General features: G+C 70.6%; 12 protein-coding genes and 1 pseudogene. 4 read left to right on the forward strand and 9 right to left on the reverse strand.

Features of this window, described 5'->3' with window-relative positions:
• Window positions 1-168: 168 nt before the first annotated feature.
• The 4 genes from B4N89_RS04890 to B4N89_RS04905 all read right to left on the reverse strand — a co-directional run bounded on the left by B4N89_RS04890 (window position 169) and on the right by B4N89_RS04905 (window position 5762).
• The gene (locus tag B4N89_RS04890; RefSeq protein WP_078974627.1) at window positions 169-966 is read right to left on the reverse strand and encodes a hypothetical protein; all 798 of its coding nucleotides are present in this window, start codon (window positions 964-966) and stop codon (window positions 169-171) included.
• A complete protein-coding gene (locus B4N89_RS04895) occupies window positions 963-2237 on the reverse strand; it encodes a VWA domain-containing protein (protein WP_235618470.1) in 1275 nt (424 codons plus the stop codon). The genes B4N89_RS04890 and B4N89_RS04895 overlap by 4 nt, the downstream gene beginning before the upstream one ends.
• A 67-nt stretch (window positions 2238-2304) precedes the next feature.
• Window positions 2305-4458: an ArnT family glycosyltransferase gene (locus B4N89_RS04900; protein ID WP_201260786.1), complete on the reverse strand. Its 2154-nt coding sequence runs from the start codon at window positions 4456-4458 to the stop codon at window positions 2305-2307.
• On the reverse strand, window positions 4455-5762 hold the full coding sequence (locus B4N89_RS04905; RefSeq protein ID WP_235618471.1) for a bifunctional glycosyltransferase family 2/GtrA family protein: 1308 nt from the start codon (window positions 5760-5762) through the stop codon (window positions 4455-4457). The genes B4N89_RS04900 and B4N89_RS04905 overlap by 4 nt, the downstream gene beginning before the upstream one ends.
• A gap of 214 nt (window positions 5763-5976) precedes the next feature.
• Between B4N89_RS04905 and B4N89_RS04910 the strand changes: the two genes are divergently transcribed.
• Window positions 5977-6873, forward strand: coding sequence for an alpha/beta fold hydrolase (locus B4N89_RS04910; protein WP_078974628.1), 897 nt, complete (start codon window positions 5977-5979; stop codon window positions 6871-6873).
• Between the two features lie 28 nt (window positions 6874-6901).
• On the opposite strand, the gene B4N89_RS04915 is transcribed toward B4N89_RS04910, so the two are convergent.
• Both B4N89_RS04915 and B4N89_RS04920 read right to left on the reverse strand, forming a co-directional pair.
• A complete protein-coding gene (locus B4N89_RS04915; protein ID WP_143657843.1) occupies window positions 6902-7411 on the reverse strand; it encodes a hypothetical protein in 510 nt (169 codons plus the stop codon).
• Window positions 7412-7530: 119 nt separating this feature from the next.
• Window positions 7531-8322, reverse strand: coding sequence for a dioxygenase (locus B4N89_RS04920; RefSeq protein WP_078974630.1), 792 nt, complete (start codon window positions 8320-8322; stop codon window positions 7531-7533).
• Window positions 8323-8448: 126 nt separating this feature from the next.
• Between B4N89_RS04920 and hrpA the strand changes: the two genes are divergently transcribed.
• Window positions 8449-12402 carry an ATP-dependent RNA helicase HrpA gene (gene hrpA, locus B4N89_RS04925; protein ID WP_078974631.1) on the forward strand — a complete coding sequence of 1318 codons (3954 nt, stop codon included), beginning with the start codon at window positions 8449-8451 and terminating at the stop codon, window positions 12400-12402.
• A 69-nt stretch (window positions 12403-12471) separates the two neighbouring features.
• On the opposite strand, the gene B4N89_RS04930 is transcribed toward hrpA, so the two are convergent.
• Both B4N89_RS04930 and lon read right to left on the reverse strand, forming a co-directional pair.
• The gene (locus B4N89_RS04930; RefSeq protein WP_078974632.1) at window positions 12472-12762 is read right to left on the reverse strand and encodes a YiaA/YiaB family inner membrane protein; all 291 of its coding nucleotides are present in this window, start codon (window positions 12760-12762) and stop codon (window positions 12472-12474) included.
• Between the two features lie 168 nt (window positions 12763-12930).
• A complete protein-coding gene (gene lon, locus B4N89_RS04935) occupies window positions 12931-15348 on the reverse strand; it encodes an endopeptidase La (RefSeq protein ID WP_078974633.1) in 2418 nt (805 codons plus the stop codon).
• A 284-nt stretch (window positions 15349-15632) separates the two neighbouring features.
• On the opposite strand from lon, the pseudogene B4N89_RS53305 reads away from it, so the two are divergent.
• A pseudogene (locus B4N89_RS53305) lies at window positions 15633-16379 on the forward strand (alpha/beta fold hydrolase); the annotation flags it as partial.
• Window positions 16380-16463: 84 nt separating this feature from the next.
• Window positions 16464-17234, forward strand: a complete 771-nt coding sequence (locus B4N89_RS04945; RefSeq protein ID WP_078979121.1) for a MerR family transcriptional regulator — start codon at window positions 16464-16466, stop codon at window positions 17232-17234.
• Between the two features lie 122 nt (window positions 17235-17356).
• Here B4N89_RS04945 and B4N89_RS04950 read toward each other — a convergent pair whose 3' ends face one another.
• Window positions 17357-17965, reverse strand: coding sequence for a dihydrofolate reductase family protein (locus B4N89_RS04950; protein WP_078974634.1), 609 nt, complete (start codon window positions 17963-17965; stop codon window positions 17357-17359).
• Window positions 17966-18023: the final 58 nt, after the last annotated feature.

An 18023-nucleotide genomic window follows, 5' to 3' on the forward strand; every position in this document is an offset into this window, starting at 1 on the left:
TTCGGTGTCGGCACGACTCCCGAATTGTGGCGAACCGCCCCGGCACGGGCTGCGCCGGGGCGGTTCTCCACGCGGAACCGCGGCCGGGGTCACCGCAAAGGGATCACCGCGAAGGGATCACCGCAAAGGAGTCACCGCCAAGGAGTCACCACGAAGGCACCACCGGAGTCAGCTGAACCAGTGCCGCTTCTTCCGGGTGAGCTGATAGCCCAGGATCCCGAACACGACCGCGACGAACGTCGCCATCGCGGTCCAGAACCACCGCGCGTTCGGCCCGTCCATCCAGTCCCACTGGTACCAGTGGTCCTCTTCCTGGTCCCACGCGACCGACCGGGTGTCCGCGGTCTGCCCGCTCTTGAGCACCGCGCCGGCCTTGGTGATCGGTACCAGCGGATCGGCCAGCTTGCGGTCCGAGGTCGGCACCTGGTCGTCGCCGTCCTCGGTGTCCACCCGCACCGCCACCTTGACCGCGGCGCCCGCGTCCAGGTCGGGCACGTCCATCGCGGCGATCCGGACGAAGTACATCCCGGGCAGCGGGTCGGTGGACCACGGCTCGGCCCAGTCGCGCACCACCCGCGGGACGCACGTGAGCGCGAGCTTGGTGTCGGTCTTCTGCGCGGTGGCGACCTGCTTGCCCTCGACGCACGGCTGGCGCCGACGCAGGCCGTCGTAGATCTCGATCCGGTAGGTCACCGGGCCGGTGCGGGCGTTGCCGGACGCCAGGTCCAGATCGACCTTGGCGTGGATCTCCTTGCCCGCCTTGGCCGGGAACTGCCAGTACAGGTATTCACCCTCGGACGCCGACCAGCGCGCGTCCTCACCGAGCTTGAGCGTGCCCGCGGCCAGGAACGTGGTCCCCGGCGGCACGTCCTGATCGGCCGCCGCCGCGCCCGCGAACAGCGTCACCCCGACGAACGCCGCGGCGACCGCCGCGAGCGCCCGCCTCATCGTACGGATCGCCGTCATGACATCGCCTTTCCGAGAGCCTTGAACGCCCGGCGCAGCCAGCCGGCCAACAGGCCCGAGACCAGGCCGAATCCGGCGAGCACGCCCAGGAACACCCAACCCCGGCCCAGGCCGTGCACGTTCGCGGCCTTGCTGTCGGTGGCCTTGACCAGGTCCACCGTCAACTCCAGCGGCAGACCGGGCTTGGTGGCCACGTTCGGCTGCGCGGCGAACGCGTTGGTGACGACCAGACAGACCGTCTTCGTCTTCGCGTGGTCGTTGTCCGTCTTGTACGGGTAGCGGAACCCGGCGGACTGGACGTCCGTACGGCCGTTGCCCGCACCGGCGTTGCCGACCAGTTCGCGGCCGTCCTCGCCGAACGCGGTGACCGTCACGTCGTAGTCGCGCGCCACCTTGCGGTCGGCGCCGACCGTCGCGGTGGCCCGCAACTCCTGGTTCGGCTTGACCGGGACCTTGTACCACAGGTGTTGGCCGAACTCCTCGCGGTCGCTGTACACCCCGGGCCCGAGCAGCGGGGCGTCCTGGCAGCCGTTCGGGCTGCCCTTGACCGGAGCGGGTGTCTCGTCCACCTCGCGCACCGCGCGCTTGACGATCTGCTGGACCTTCTGCGACAACTCGTCGGCGTTCAGCACCGAGGTGTACGTACCGCCGGTGGCCTCGGCGATGCAGGACAGCTGCCGGCGGGTGTTCTCGTCGGGCACCAGGCCGAGGGTGTCCACCACGAGGTTGAGGCCGGAGGCGGCCAACTCGCGGGCCACGTCGCACGGGTCGGGCGGCGCGCAGGTCTCCTCGCCGTCGGTGATCAGCACGATGCGCCGGGTACCGGTGCCGGTGCCCAGGTCCTTGGCGGCCTCGCGCAGGGACAGTGCGATCGGCGTCCAGCCGGTCGGCTGCAACTTGGCGATCTCGTTCTTGATCACGACCTTGTTGGGCCTGCCGACCGGGGCCAACTGCTGGGTGTCGACGCACCCCTTGGCCTTGTCGTTGCCCGGGTACGTCGCACCCAGCACCCGGACGCCGAAGTCGGCCGGTTCCGGGACGCCGTCCACGACCTCGTTGAAGGCCTTCTTCGCCGCGTCGATGCGGGTCATCCCGCCGGCGTCGTTGGCCTTCATCGAGCCGCTCACGTCGAGGATCAACTCGACCTTCGGTGGCGGCGCGGTCGAATTCGTCTCGTCGGCCATCGCGGACGGCGCGGAACCGCCCACGACAGCCAAGGTCGTCAGCAGGCCGATCAACCCGGCCCCGACCTTTCGCATCTTGATCGTCACGGGGAGGGATCCTACGGATCATCGGGGCCCGCCGTTTGCCGCACGCGGCAGGTGGATTGACAACCCGTCAGGCGTTTGGTGACGATTCGTCGGTAACGTTCCCTTCCGGCGCGGTCAGGTCGTAGAGGGTGACCCCGTCGACGGTGGTCGCGGTGAACGTGCGCTCGACCCAGGTCGCGATCTCCTGCGCGGTGTTGCCGCCGCCCATGCCGCGCATCCCGTCGAGGCCGCCGCCGATGAAGTAGTGGATCCGGCCGTTTCGCACCAGCTTGCGGAATTCGTCCAGGGTCGGCGACGGGTCGCTGCCGTTGAAGCCGCCGATCGGCATCACCGGGTCGCCGGTGGCCAGTTGATAGCCGGACGCGCTGTTCGAGCCGACGGAGGCGGCCACCCAGGTGTAGCGGCCGGCGTCGCGCTTCAGCGCCGCGACGACCTCCTTGCCCGGCGTGCTGCCGTTGAGCAGGCCGCCCATGCCGCCGCCGGGTCGGCGTGCCGTGCCCCCTCCGTCCTGCGGGGCGGTGCCGTCGCCCATGCCCGGGCGTTGCCCGCGGGTACGGCCGGCGCCGTCGGGCGCTCCGGGGAACACCTGCGCCTCCGCGCCGGGTTGTCCGCCGGGCACCTGACCGCCCGGCGCCTGACCCGGCGGCACGCCCGGGAAGCCCCGTGGTCCACCAAAGCCCCCCGGCCCGCCCGGAAATCCCCGTCCGAAGCCCGCCCCCGCCGGACCCGCGCTCGGGATCGACCCGCGCTGTGCCGTGGTCACGGTGGCCCAGGTATAGCCCGCCGGCCCGGCCAGCAACGCCACCGCGGACACCCCGGCCGCCACCGGCGCAAGCCCGCGCAGCGCGGTGAGCGCGACGGCGAACACACCCAGGGCGCCGACGACTCCGCCGATCAGCACCGCGTGCCGCAACCACGGGTGCCAGTCCGGCGTACGGCCCAGCAGGTGGTGCGACCACCACGCGCTCACCGCCACGGTGAGTGCCGCGACCGCCGCCGCCCGCACCATTCGGCGCCGCTCCCACAACAGCGCCGCGCCCATCGCGACCAGCGCCGCGATCGCCGGCGCGAGGGCGATCGTGTAGTAGGCGTGGAAGATGCCCGCCATATAACTGAACGTCAGCCCGGTGCCCAGCAGCCATCCGCCCCACAGCACGAGCGCCGCCCGGGCGGGATCGGTGCGCGGCGCCCGGCGGGTCGACCACAGGCCCACCACCAGAAGAATCAGCGCGGCAGGCAACAACCACGAGATCTGGCCGCCCATTTCGGCGCTGAACATCCGGTCCCAGCCGGTGGCTCCCCAGCCGCGGCCCCGGGGCCCGCCGCCGCCCACACTGCCGGTCTCGTCCCCGTTGAGCCGACCGAGCCCGTTGTAACCCAGCGTCAGTTCGAGGATCGAGTTGTGCTGCGAGCCGCCGATGTAGGGGCGCGAGGATTCCGGCCACAGTTCCACGATCGCCACCCACCACCCGCCCGCGACCAGCAACGCCAGCCCCGACGAGAGCAGTTGTCGCACCCGTTGCCACCAGCCCACCGGCGCCAGCAGCAGATACACCGCCGCGAGCACCGGCACGACCAGGAACGCCTGGAGCATCTTGGCCAGGAACCCGACCCCCACACACGCCCCCGCCAGAACCAACCAGCGGGTGGCGCCGCTCTCCTGCGCACGCAGGACCGCGTACGCGGCGACGGTGAGCAGCAGGACGAGCAGCGCGTCCGGATTGTTGAACCGGAACATCAGCGCCGCGACCGGCGTGAGCGCCAGCACCGCCCCGCCCAACAGGCCCGCCCAGGCCGGGAATCGGCGACGGATCGCGAGATAGAGCACACCGACCGTGGCCACACCCTCCAGCGCCTGCGGGATCAGGATGCTCCACGCGTTGACCCCGAAGATCCGGGCGGACAGGCCCATCACCCACAGCGCCGCCGGCGTCTTGTCGACGGTGATCGAGTTGCCCGCGTCGGAGGAGCCGAAGAAGAACGCCTTCCAGCTCTCCGTGCCCGCCTGAACGGCCGCCGCGTAGAACGAGTTGGCCCACCCGGAAGCACCCAGGCCCCAGATGTAGAGCGCGCCGGTACCGACGAGCAGCGCGAGCAGCGCGGGGCGCACCCACGGCGCGTCCGCCTCACGTCCGCGCACCAGCCGGGCGTACCAGGGTCGATCGGCCGCGCCCCCGACTCCGGGAGCGGGGATCGGCAGCGGAACCACCACGGCGGTCATGCGTCCTCCTCGCGAGACGTGCTCTCGGCGGCGCCCGCCGACGTGATGGAAATCACCGACACCGTCGGTGCGTTCGGGCCTGTCGTGGCCGCGCCGGCGGGTGGATTCGGCACCGTCGCGCCCGTCGGGCGGCGGGCGGCGCGAAAGACCCAGACCCGCAGCAGCAGGAAACGCACGATGGTGGCGACCACGCCGGCGCCGACCAGCGCCACCGACTCGACCGTTCGGGACGGACCGGCCACGGCGGCGTGCAATCCGGCCAACACGGCGCTGCTCACGCCCAGGCCGACGACGAACGCCAGGCCGCCCTGGGCCTGATGGCGCCAGGCACCGGCGCGCCCGCGTACCCCGAAGGTGAAGCGCCGATTGGCCGCCGTGTTGGCGATCGTGGTGACGCTCAGCGCGAGGGCGTTCGCGGCGAGCGCGCCCAGGCCGTCCCGAAGCAGCACGTACAGCACCAGGTGGGCCAGCGTGCTGAGTACGCCGATCGTCGCGAAGCGCGGAAGTTGCGCGCGCATCCCGGTGGGCAGCCGCGCCTCGCGCACCCGGGCCGGGACCGGGACGCGAAACGTGCCGGCCGCGATCCGCCGGGCGACGCGGGCCATGCCGCGCAGATCGTCGATCGCGGTGTGCAGCACGTCGACCCGGCTGTCCGGATCGTCGACCCAGTCCACCGGGACCTCGTGGATGCGCAGCCCGTTGCGCTCGGCCAACAACAGGAGTTCGGTGTCGAAGAACCACTCCTCGTCGTGCACGTGCGGCAGCAGCGCCTGGGCGACGACCGTGCGGGCGGCCTTGAAGCCGCACTGGGCGTCGGAGAAGCGCGCCGCGAACACCCCGCGCAGCAGCAGGTTGTACGACCGTGAGACCACCTCGCGGCGCGGCCCGCGCACCACGTCGGCCGACCGGGCGAGGCGGGTGCCGATCGCCAGATCGCTGTGTCCGGTGACCAACGGCGCCACCAGCGGCAGGAACGCGTCCAGGTCGGTGGACAGATCGACGTCCATGTAGGCCACCACGTCGGCGTCGGACTCGGTCCAGACCTTGCGCAGCGCGCGGCCGCGGCCCTTGCGGTCCAGGTGGACCGCGCGGACGTGCGGGAGTTCGCGCGCCAACTCGCGCGCCACCGCATGGGTGCGGTCGGTGCTGGCGTTGTCCGCGACGATGATCCGGAAGGCGTACGGGAAGCCGCGCAGGAGGTAGGCGTGCAGGCGCCGGATGCTCGCGGTCAGCACGTGCGCCTCGTTGTACACGGGCACCACCACGTCCACGATCCGGGTGCGCGTGGGTGTCGTCAGGCTCATGGTCGGACGGTGTCGCGGCGGCCTGGGAGCCGGATGAGGCGTTTCTTAAGGTGCGATGAGAAACGCGCGACCGCGAACACGCGGCGGGCCGGACCCGGAAGTGGCCGAGGGGGGCTGGCGCGGGACGTACGTGGGATGCGAATCTCGCGTACCGAGACGCCTATGCTGCCGATCGGAAGACCGGCACAGCGCGACACAGCGATCCGGAGGTCGAATGAACACCTCGGCGGGCAGATCAGTCGGCGCGGACTCCCCGCAACCGTTCGTGGAGGCGGCCGAGATTCCGGCCGGCGGCCGGCTCTTCAACGCCCGGGTGGCCGGACCCGCGGCCGGGCGACCGGTGTTGTTCCTGCACGGCTTCCCGCAGACCTCCGCCTCCTGGACCGCGCAACTCCTGGGCCTGGCCCGGGCCGGCCACCGGGCGATCGCCTTCGACCAGCGCGGCTACTCACCCGGCGCCCGGCCGCCGCAGGAATCGGCGTACGGGCGCGACGAGTTGGTCGGCGACGTGCTCGCCGTACTGGACGCCCTCGGCCTGGACCGGGTGGATCTGGTCGGGCACGACTGGGGCGGCGCGCTGGCCTGGCAGGTGGCGGGGCTGGCGCCGGAGCGGTTGCGCACGCTGACGGTGGTCTCCACGCCGCATCCGGTGGCGCTGGCCTCGGCGGTCCGGGACGAGGCGACGGGCCAGCGCGAACAGTCCTCCTATATCCGGCTGTTCCGCACGCGCGGTGCGGCCGAGGAGAAGCTGCTCGCCGACGACGCCGCCTATCTGCGCGCGCTGTTCGCCTCGCTGCCCGCCGAGGCCGCCGAACGCTACCTCGCGGTGCTGCGCGAACCGGGCGCGCTCACGGGCGCGTTGAACTGGTACCGGGCGATCGACCCGAAGGCGCTGCTCGACATCGGCGACATCGACGCCCCGACCCTGTACGTCTGGAGCGACCGGGACGAGGCGTTCGGCCGCGCCGCCGCCGAGGCCACCGCCGACTCGGTCACCGGCCCGTACCGCTTCGAGGTGCTCGCGGACGTGGACCACTGGGTCCCGGAGAACGGCGCGGAGGCCCTGACCGGTCTGCTGCTCGAGCACTTGGCGGCGTTTCCGGCGCGGTGAGGCGACCGTACACACCCGTCGACCTCCCTCACTCCTCCCACAGGCCCGCCACGGTCAGGCCCGGGTCGATGTCGGCGAGCGCGCCGGCCGGGTCCAGGGTGGGCAGGACGCGGTGGGTCGCGGCGGCGTGCGCGTAGACCAGCAGCAGGTCCTCGGCGGTCCAGCGGACCGAGGGCCAGACCGGGTCGCGGCCGGGGCACAGTCGGATCAGGCGGGTGTGGAACTCGTCGAGCTCGGCCGGGTTGGTGAAGCTCCGGGCGGCCTCGATCGCGTCCCGGTCGGTGCGCAGGAGGGCGTGTGTGGGGATCACGGGGACGCGCATCACCGCGTCGGGATCGCCGTCCGACATGCCCATGCCGCGCGCGACACGGTGCAGCGCCGAGGCCATCAACAGCGCGACCAGCAATCCGCTGTCCTCGCGCACTCCCCCGGACGGGAAGAACCTCGCGTCCCAAAAGTGTTGTTCGGCGTTCAGATGCTCGCGCACGAGCATGCAGCCGACGCCCACGCAGCTCTGCGGCAGGGTTCTGGCAGCCATGCCGCTACGGTACGACTCCGGTGGCGCGCCGTGGCGCGGTTTCGGTTATTTACGACAACGGCCTCTTTGTGACGGCGGCATGCCGTACGACCATCACCTGCGGGCCACCCCCGCTCGGCTCAGCCCAGCTGGATCGATCGTTTCGACAGCCCGAACCAGAAGCCGTCGATCACCTGGCGCAGCGTGTCCAGGTCCTCGTGCCCGGCGCCGAGCGAGACGAACAGCGGGGCCAGGTGCTCGGTGCGCGGGTGGGCCAGGCGCGCGGCCGGCGCCTTGTGCGCGAAGTCGAGCAGCGCGTCCAGGTCGCCCGCGCGGAACGCCTCGTCGCCCCAGTGGTCGAACTCGGCCGACCACCCGGGCACCGGCGCCTCGGCCCGGGGGTCCAGGCCGCGCAGGTTGTGCGTGAAGAAGCCGCTGCCGACGATCAGCACCCCCTCGTCGCGCAGATCCGCGAGCCGGCGACCGACCCGGTACAGCTGCACCGGGTCGAGCGTGGGCAGCGACATCTGCAGGACGGGTACGTCGGCGTCGGGATACATCTCCACCAGCGGTACGTAGGCGCCGTGGTCGAGGCCGCGCTCGGGCGCGTCCCGCACGTCCGGCCCGAGCAGCGCCCGCACCCGCGCCGCCAGGCCGGGCGCACCGGGGGCCGGGTAGGTGACCCGGTAGTAGTGCTCGGGGAAGCCGCCGAAGTCGTACACGAGCGGGACGGTGCGCGTGGCCCCCAGCGCGATCGGGGCGTCCTCCCAGTGCGCGGACACCATCAGCACGGCCGTGGGCCGGGGCAGCTCGGCGGCCCACGCGGCCAGCTGACCGGTCCACAGCGCGTCGTCCGCGAGCGGCGGCGCACCGTGACCGAGATAGACGACGGGCATGCGCGACACGGCGGGCCGCGACGAGGTGGTCTCCATACGGACAGAATACCAAGTAGTTAGATGTTCAACAATTGATCCGACAGAAGAAATGTCGCTCCGAACGCCGTCGGGAGTAATCCACTGGCCGTCGCCCCCGGGGTGCCACTTATCCTTGACCCCGTAATGGGAACGCCAGTAGCCACATCTCAGCTCGCCGACCTCCAGGCGCGCCTGCCCCACCTGATGCTTCGGGATCAGGACCGTCTGCGCCGTCGCCTGGACCGGGCCCGCAAGAGTCGCAAGGGCCCGCAGCAGGTCGCCGAGACCGAGAGCCTGATCGCCGCGTTCGACGCCGCCGAGACGCGGGTCGCGAACCGGCGCGCCGCCGTGCCCACGATCGGCTATCCCGAGGCGCTGCCGGTCAGTCGCAAGAAGGACGACATCCTCGCCGCGATCCGCGACCACCAGGTCGTGATCGTCGCGGGCGAGACCGGCTCGGGCAAGACCACCCAGATCCCGAAGATCTGTCTGGAACTGGGCCGGGGCGTCCAGGGCCTGATCGGGCACACCCAGCCGCGCCGGATCGCCGCGCGCACCGTCGGCGACCGGATCGCCGAGGAACTGGGCGGACAACTCGGCGACGTGGTCGGCTACAAGGTCCGCTTCAACGACCAGTCGAGCGATCACACCCTGGTCAAGCTGATGACCGACGGCATCCTGCTCGCCGAGGTGCAAAACGACCGGTTGCTGCGCCAATACGACACGCTGATCATCGACGAGGCGCACGAGCGCAGCCTCAACATCGACTTCCTGCTCGGCTACCTCAAACAACTGCTGCCGCGCCGTCCCGACCTCAAGGTGATCATCACCTCGGCGACGATCGACCCCGAGCGCTTCTCGCAGCACTTCGACGACGCGCCGATCATCGAGGTCTCCGGCCGTACCTACCCGGTCGAGGTGCGCTATCGCCCGCTGGTCGCGGAGGTCGACGAGGACGAGGACGAGGAGGAGGGCGGCGGCAAACGCCGACCCGACGACCGCGACCAGGTCCAGGCGATCAGCGACGCGGTCGACGAACTGCTCGGCGAGGCGTCCGGCGACATCCTGGTCTTCCTCAGCGGCGAGCGGGAGATCCGCGACACCGCCGAGGCGCTGAACAAACGGCAGCTGCGCAACACCGAGGTGCTGCCCCTGTACGCCCGGCTGTCCGCGGCCGAGCAACATCGGGTCTTCCAGCAGCACACCGGCCGGCGGATCGTGCTCGCGACCAACGTCGCGGAGACCTCGCTGACCGTGCCGGGCATCAAGTACGTGATCGACCCGGGCACCGCGCGCATCTCCCGCTACAGCCTGCGCACCAAGGTGCAGCGATTGCCGATCGAGGCCGTATCGCAGGCCTCGGCCAATCAGCGCAAGGGCCGCAGCGGGCGCACCTCCGACGGCATCTGCATCCGGCTGTACTCCGAGGAGGACTTCGAGTCGCGGCCCGAGTTCACCGATCCGGAGATCCTGCGCACCAACCTGGCCTCGGTCATCCTGCAGATGACCGCGCTCGGCCTGGGCGACATCGCCGCGTTCCCGTTCGTGGAGCCGCCGGATCGGCGCAACATCAAGGACGGCGTGCAACTGCTCCAGGAGTTGGGCGCGCTCGACCCCGACGAGCCGGACGTGCGCAAGCGGCTGACCCCGGTCGGGCGCAAGTTGTCCCAGCTGCCGGTGGACCCGCGCCTGGCCCGGATGATCCTGGAGGCGGACCGCATCGGCGTGGTCCGCGAGGTGCTGATCATCGCCTCCGCGCTGTCCATCCAGGACCCGCGCGAGCGGCCCACCGAACACCAGCAGCACGCCGACCAGTTGCACGCGCGGTTCGCGGACAAGGAATCCGACTTCCTCGCGTATCTCAACCTGTGGAACTACATCAGGGAACAGCGCGACGAGCTGTCCTCCAGCCGGTTCCGCAAGATGTGCAAGAGCGAGTTCCTGCACTATCTGCGCATACGCGAATGGCAGGACCTGCACAGCCAGTTGCGCTCCGCCGCCAAGTCGCTGGGGATCGAGGCGACCGGCGAGCCGAAGGAGCCGAACACCCAGCACATCCACACCGCGATCCTGTCCGGTCTGCTCTCGCACATCGGGCTGATGGACCCCGCCAAGCGCGAGTACGGCGGCGCGCGCGGCACCCGCTTCTCGGTCTTCCCCGGCTCGGCGCTGTTCAAGAAGCCGCCGCGATGGGTGATGGCGGCCGAACTCGTCGAGACGTCCCGGCTGTGGGCCCGGATCGCCGGCCGGATCGAGCCGGAGTGGATCGAACCGCTGGCCGGGCACCTGATCAAGCGCACCTACAGCGAGCCGCACTGGGAACAGAAGATGGCCGCGGTGATGGCGTTCGAGAAGGTCACGCTCTACGGCGTGCCGATCGTGGCCGCGCGCAAGGTCGGCTACGGCAAGGTCGATCCGGAGCTGTCGCGCGAACTGTTCATCCGGCACGCCCTGGTGGAGGGCGACTGGCGCACGCACCACAAGTTCTTCGCGGCCAACCGGCGGCTGCTCGCCGACGTCGAGGAGCTGGAACACCGGGCCCGGCGCCGGGACATCATGGTCGACGACGAGACCCTGTTCGACTTCTACGACGAGCGGGTCCCGGCCGACGTGGTCTCCGGGCGGCACTTCGACGCGTGGTGGAAGAAGGCCCACCGCACCGATCCGGACCTGCTGAGCTTCGAGAAGTCGATGCTGATCAACGCCAAGGCCGGCGGGATCACCGAGGAGGACTACCCGAACACGTGGGTCGAGGAGGGTCTGGAGCTGGCGCTGACCTACCAGTTCGAGCCCGGCTCGAACGCCGACGGGGTGACCGCGCACATCCCGGTCGCGGTGCTCAACCAGCTCTCCGGCGAGGGCTTCGAGTGGCAGATCCCGGGGCTGCGCGAGGAGTTGGTGACCTCCTACATCCGGGCCCTGCCCAAGGGCATCCGGCGCGGCTTCGTGCCGGCGCCGGACTACGCGCGGGCGATCCTGGCCCGGCTCACCCCGCGCCGGGGCTCCCTGGTGGACGGCCTGGAGCGGGAGTTGAGCCGGATGGCCGGGATGCCGGTCAAGCGGGAGGGCTGGGACCTCGCGAAGGTGCCCGAGCATCTGCGGATGACCTTCCGGGTGCTCGACGACGACCGTCGCGTGCTCGCCGAGGGCAAGGACCTCGACGCGCTGAAGCTGAAACTGCGCGAGCGTATGCGCGCGGCGGTGTCCGAGGCGGCGAGCACGCTGGACATCGAACGCGCCGGCGTCACCACGTGGGATCTGGGCGAGTTGCCGCGCGTGGTCGAGCAGCGGCGCGGGCCGCTGGTGGTCAAGGCGTATCCGGCGCTGGTCGACGAGGGCGCCTCGGTGGCGGTGCGGCTGTTCGACAGCGAACCGGAGCAGCTGCGCGCGATGCGGGACGGGACGCGGCGCCTGGTGTTGCTCAACGTGCAGTCGCCGGTCAAGCAGATCCAGGGCCGGCTGCCCAACATGGCCAAGCTGACGCTCAGTCACAACCCGCACGGGGGCATCGACGCGCTCTTCGAGGACATCCTCGCGTGCGCGGCGGACATGCTGATCCGGGACGCGGGCGGGCCGGTGTGGGACGAGGCGGGCTTCGTACGGCTGCGCGATCGGGTCAAGGCGGGGCTGCCCCGGCTGACCGAGGACACGGTGGTCAAGGTCGAGCGCATCCTGGGCGCGTCCCACGGCGTGGCCGGGCGGCTGAAGGCGACCCGCAGTCCGGCACTGGCCCCGGCGCTGGCCGACCTGAAGGCGCAGTACACGGCGCTGGTGCACAAGGGCTTCGTGGCCGAGGCGGGGTGGCGCCGGCTGCCGGACGTGCACCGCTATCTCCAGGCGATGGAGCGCCGGTTGCAGCGGTTGGAGGCCGACCCGGTGCGAGATCGCGAGCGCATGCAGAAGGTCCATCAGATCCAGGCGGCTTACCGGGACTTGATGGACCATCAGGCAAAGGGTGCGCCGATTCCGGCCGAGGTGGCGGCGGTGCGCTGGCAGATCGAGGAGTTGCGGGTGAGCTATTTCGCCCAGTCGCTCGGCACCCCGCAGCCGGTGTCGGACAAGCGGATCCTGAAGACGATCGAGGAACTGCGCGGGTAGCGGCGGGCGGTGCGGCGGGGCCCGGGGTTCGAGGCCTCGGGCACCGCCGGTCCGCGTTCGGATCCGTGATCAGACCAGGTCGTTCTTGAACAGGTCGTGGTCGGTCAGCAACTTCTCCAGGCGAGCCTGGTCGACCCGGTTGACCACGGCCTCGCTCTCCTGCCGGTCGCGGACCACCTTGGCGAGGGTGATGCTGGAGGTCACCACGTAGAGCACGCCGATTCCGAGGAAGGCCCGGATCCAGCGGTCGACCGGGAGGTAGACGATCCCGATCAGGACCGCGCTCACGGACACCCCGAAGGACAGTGCGGCCTGGACGAAGAACCCTTGGGTGTTGTTGGTGCGCAGCGGCGAAGTCATGACAACAGTTTTGGGCCGGGCGGGTGGTGCGCACATGAGTAGGTGTACTCAAGTGCCACGACGCGCCGTCCGATCTCGATCGGGTTGTCCTCGCGTGGCCGAAAAGTGCCGCGCGAGCCGCCCCTTTCGGGCGGCTCGCGCGGTGGGTCGTCGAGGGGTCGCGGGAGATCAGGCGGCCACGGCGTGCCGGCTGTCGGCGGGTTCGAGGGCCAGGTGCAGGACCTCGCGGACGTCGGCGACCGCGTGGACGGTGAGCCGGCTCAGGATCTCCTCGGGCACGTCGTCCAGGTCGGCCTCGTTGCGCTTGGGGATCAACACCGTGGTCACACCGGCGCGTTCCGCGGCGAGCAGCTTCTGCTTCACGCCGCCGATCGGCAACACCCGGCCGGTGAGCGAGACCTCGCCGGTCATCGCCACGTCGGAGCGGACCGGCCGCCCGGTCAGCAGCGACACCAGCGCGGTGGTCATCGTGACACCGGCGCTGGGGCCGTCCTTGGGGACCGCTCCGGCCGGGACGTGGATGTGTACGCCGCGGTCCTTGAGGTCGCCCACCGGCACCTCCAGCTCCGCCCCGCGCGAGCGCAGGTAGGACAGCGCGATCCGGGCCGACTCCTTCATCACGTCGCCGAGTTGGCCGGTCAGGGTCAAGCCGGTGCCGCCGGTCTCGGCGTCCGCGAGCGAGGCCTCGATGTAGAGCACGTCGCCGCCCGCGCCGGTGACCGCCAGGCCGGTGGCCACGCCCGGTACCGCCGTGCGCTGTTCGGCCTTGCTCAGCAGCGACTCCGGGGTGTGCCGGGGCCGGCCGAGATAGTCGCGCAGGTCGCCCGCGTCCACCGTGATCGGCAGCGGGTGCGACGCGGCGTCCAGCGCCTGCCGGGCCGCGACCTTGCGCAGCACGCGGGCGATCGAACGCTCCAGGGTGCGAACGCCCGCCTCGCGGGTGTACTCGCCCGCGAGCAGCCGCAGCGCGTCCTCGGTGAAGGACACCTCGGTGGCGTCCAGACCCGCCTTGTCCAACTGACGCTTGATCAGGTGGTCCCGGGCGATGACGACCTTCTCGTCCTCGGTGTACCCGTCGAGGCGGACCAGCTCCATCCGGTCGAGCAGCGGCTCGGGGATGGTCTCCAAGACGTTGGCGGTGGCCAGGAACACCACGTCGGACAGGTCGAGTTCGACCTCCAGGTAGTGGTCGCGGAAGGTGTGGTTCTGGGCCGGGTCGAGCACTTCGAGCAGGGCCGCGGTCGGGTCGCCCCGGTAGTCCGAGCCGACCTTGTCGATCTCGTCGAGCAGGACGACGGGGTTCATGCTGCCCGCCTCCTTGATCGCCCGGACGATGCGACCGGGCAGTGCGCCGACGTAGGTACGGCGGTGGCCGCGGATCTCGGCCTCGTCGCGGACGCCGCCGAGGGCGACGCGGACGAACGAGCGGCCCATCGCGCGGGCCACCGACTCGCCGAGCGAGGTCTTGCCGACTCCGGGCGGGCCGACCAGGGCGAGTACCGCGCCGGAGCGCCGGCCGCCGACCACGCCCAGGCCGCGCTCCTCGCGGCGCTTGCGGACCGCCAGGTATTCGACGATGCGCTCCTTGACGTCGTCCAGACCGGAGTGGTCCGCGTCCAGGATCGCGCGCGCCTCGGCGACGTCGTACGCGTCCTCGCTGCGCTCGTTCCAGGGAATCTCCAGGACCGTGTCCAGCCAGGTCCGGATCCAGCCGCCCTCGGGCGAGGCGTCGGAGGCGTGCTCCAGCTTGTCGACCTCCTTGAGCGCGGCCTCCAGGACCTTCTCCGGCAGGTTCGCGGCCTCGACCCGGGCCCGGTAGTCCTCCTCCTCGCTGTCCGGGGTGCCGTTGAGCTCGTTGAGCTCCTTGCGCACCGCGGCCAACTGCTGCTTGAGCAGGAACTCGCGCTGCTGCTTGTCCATGCCCTCCTGGACGTCCTTGCGGATCGTCTCGGCCACGTCCAGCTCGGCGAGGTGGTCCCGGGTCCAGCCGACCACCTTGGTCAGCCGCTCCTCGACGTCGATCGTCTGGAGCACGTCGATCTTCTGCTGCAGGCTCAGGTAGGGGGCGTAGCCGGAGTTGTCCGCCAGGTCGCCGGCGTCCTCCAGCGCCTGGACGTGGTCCACCACCTGCCACGCGCCGCGCTTGCCGAGCACGGTGGTGACCAGGGCCTTGTACTCCCGGGCCAGCTCCAGGGCGCGCTCGTTCGCCTCGACGTCCGGCACCCGGGTCGCCTCGACCCACAGCGCCGCGCCGGGACCGGTGGTACCGCTGCCGATCCGCACCCGGCCCTCGCCGCGCACCACCACGACCGACTCGCCCCCGGGCAGCCGGCCGACCTGCTCGATCACGCCGAGCGTGCCCACCGCCGGGTACTGTCCGTCGTCGCGCGGAACAAGCAGCACCCGCGCCTTGCTCTCACTACGGATGCCGGGTCCGCCGGACCGCCCCGCGGCGGCCCGCGCGGCATCCACGGCGGCTCGGGTCTCCGCGTCGTCGAGTTCGAGCGGGACCACCATGCCGGGGAGGACGACGACGTCGTCCAGCGGAAGAACCGGCAGGGTCAGGGTCCCGATGGTCTCGCTCATGTCATGCCCCTTCAGTGGCCACAGTCGAAAAAGTTGCGCTGTACCGACTCAAGAAACACGAGCCCCTCTTTGTTCCCCCACTCGCCCCGATCCGTGTTCGCCCTGGGCGAAGTTGTTGTCGTGCAGCGCTGAAGGCTGCATGGGTGAGGTTCACACCCCGGTCGTGGCTGATGGCCGGCCCGCGACCGGTATATGGGCCGAGGTCGACGGCCTGCGGATGTGCGGCGGTGAGGTTGCCGCGACGGTTGACCCTGACGCGGGGTCAACGTCCCAGCATGGCTCGCATGACTGAGAAAACCGATCACTTCACGGTCCACCACGACGGCGTCACGATCCCGGTGTCTCGCGGCGGCCGGGGACGGCTACTGGTCCTGTGCCCCGGGCTCCTGACGACACAGGCCGATCTGCGCGAGTTGACCGAGCTGCTGCGGCGCGACCACGATGTGGTGACCTTCGACTTCAGGGGCCATGGGCTCTCCTCGGCCGCCGAACGGTACTCCTTCGAGGCGTTCCTCGGCGATCTCGTCGCCGTGATGGCGGAGCTTGTGCGCCTCGGCATGTCCTCGGCGCCCGTGCTCGTGGGCCACTCGCTGGGCGCGGACCTGATCGTGCACTACGCCGCCGAGTATCCCGGCGCCGCCGCCGAACTCGTTCTGATCGACGGGGCGAACCCGGTGCCCGATCCGTTCATCGGCGAGGCCGATCTGCCGGAGTTCCGCGCAATGGCGGAGGATCTGCGGCACGAGGCCGAGCGGGCCGAGGGCACACCACGTCAGGTACTGCTCACCGCACAGGACATCCTCGACCTGAATCTCGAGGTGGATGTGGTGCGGTCCGCAATCCTGGACCGCTATCGGAAGATCGACCGTCCGATCAGCATGATCATGTCGACCCGGATGGCCGGTGACAGCGGCGAAGGGCGTGCGCCGTGGCGCAATCGGAACTGGCGTGCCGGCATCGAGCGGCTGGTCCGCGAGCGGCCGCACGTCTCCACGTCCTGGCTCGACGCCGGTCACGGGCTGGTCGTCACCCACGCCCCGGACATCGCCCGGATCATCCGGAGTACCCAAGGCCCCGCGGGCCAGGCGACTTCGGAAGTCCACGAGACTGATCCGATGTTGACCATCGGCGAGTTGGCGTCGTACGCCGGGGTGACGGTGCGCGCGGTGCGGCACTATCACGCCAAGGGGCTGCTGCCGGAGCCGGAGCGGGATCACTCCGGCTATCGGAGATACGGCGCCGGCGCCGTGATCGAGCTGATCAGGATTCGCACCCTCGCCGCGGCCGGAGTCCCACTGGCGCGCGTGCGGGAGCTGCTGGAGGCCGACGAGGAGGAGTTCGCCGCGGCGGTCGAAGACATCGACAAGCGGCTGCGGGCGGAGATCCGGGAGCGGCAGCGGCACCGCGAGCGGATCGCCCGCCTCGCCGCCGGCGACAACCTGGCGCTGCCTCCGGAGGTGGTCGCGTTTCTCGACCACCTCCGGAAGCTTGGGGTCGACGCGCGAATCGTCCAGGTCGAGCGCGACGGCTGGATCCCGCTGGCCGCGCACTCACCCGAGCGGGTCCCGCAGTGGGTGGCACGCAAGCGGGAGCAGATCGCCGATCCACGGCTCATCGACTTCCATCTCACCCTGGGTCGGGCTTTCGACGAGGCCGACGACGTACGGCTGGTCGAGCTTGCCGACAAACTGGCCGACTACCTCACGCAGACGGCCGACGAGCAGGGTGAGGACTACGTCGACGATGTCGATATCGAGCCACCGTTCGCCAAGCTGATGGACACACTGGCGTTCGACAGCACGCCGCCGGCCCGTCGCCTGATCGAGCTGCTGAGGCAGCGAGGCTGGACCGGCTGGACCAAGCTCGAACGAACAGTGGGTAGATGACAAACCCACGACACAACTCGGGATCGAGCCCGTCGTCGGACCGACCGCACACCGGCGGCGAGTCGTTTGCAGAGAGCCGGGACTGCGGGTCGACGAGCGGCGCGGCGAAGGCGGTCTGTGCGCTACTGGTAGCTGTCGTAGGTGGGCTTGCCCTTCGGTCGGTAGATGCCGAGGACTGTGCCGCTCTTGGTTGTCGAGACGCTGACCGGCTCCAGCGCGGTGGGGATCGCTCCGTCGGCGAAGAGCCGCTTTCCGGTGCCGATGATCACCGGGTGGATGGTCAGCCGGTACTCGTCGACCAGGTCGTGCCGCATGAGGGTCTGGGCGAGGTCGCCGCTGCCGACGACGTTGATGTCGCCGCCCTCGGATGCCTTCAACGCGCGGACGGCGTCGGCGATGTCGCCCTCCAACAGCGCGGAATTCCGCCACTCGACGGACGTCAGGGTCCGAGACGCCACGTACTTGCGCGTGCTGTTCATCCGCTCGGTGAACGGGTTGTCGGGATCGGCGGTCGGCCAGTAGGACGCGAAGATGTCGTACGTCTTGCGGCCCAGCAGCATCGCGTCGGAGTCCTCGTACCATTCGGCGATGCCCGCGCCGACCTCCTCGTCGGACACCGGCTTCTGCCAGCCGCCGTGCTCGAAGCCGCTCTCCGCGTCCTCGTCCGGACCGCCCGGCGCCTGCATGACGCCGTCGAGCGTCAGGAACGTACAAACGATGATCTTGCGCATGGTGTGCTCCCTATGTCGTCGACGGGTAGACCCCACCACCGCCGAAAACTCATCGCCA

Origin of the sequence: Embleya scabrispora, assembly GCF_002024165.1 — a bacterium.
Lineage (GTDB): Bacteria > Actinomycetota > Actinomycetes > Streptomycetales > Streptomycetaceae > Embleya > Embleya scabrispora_A.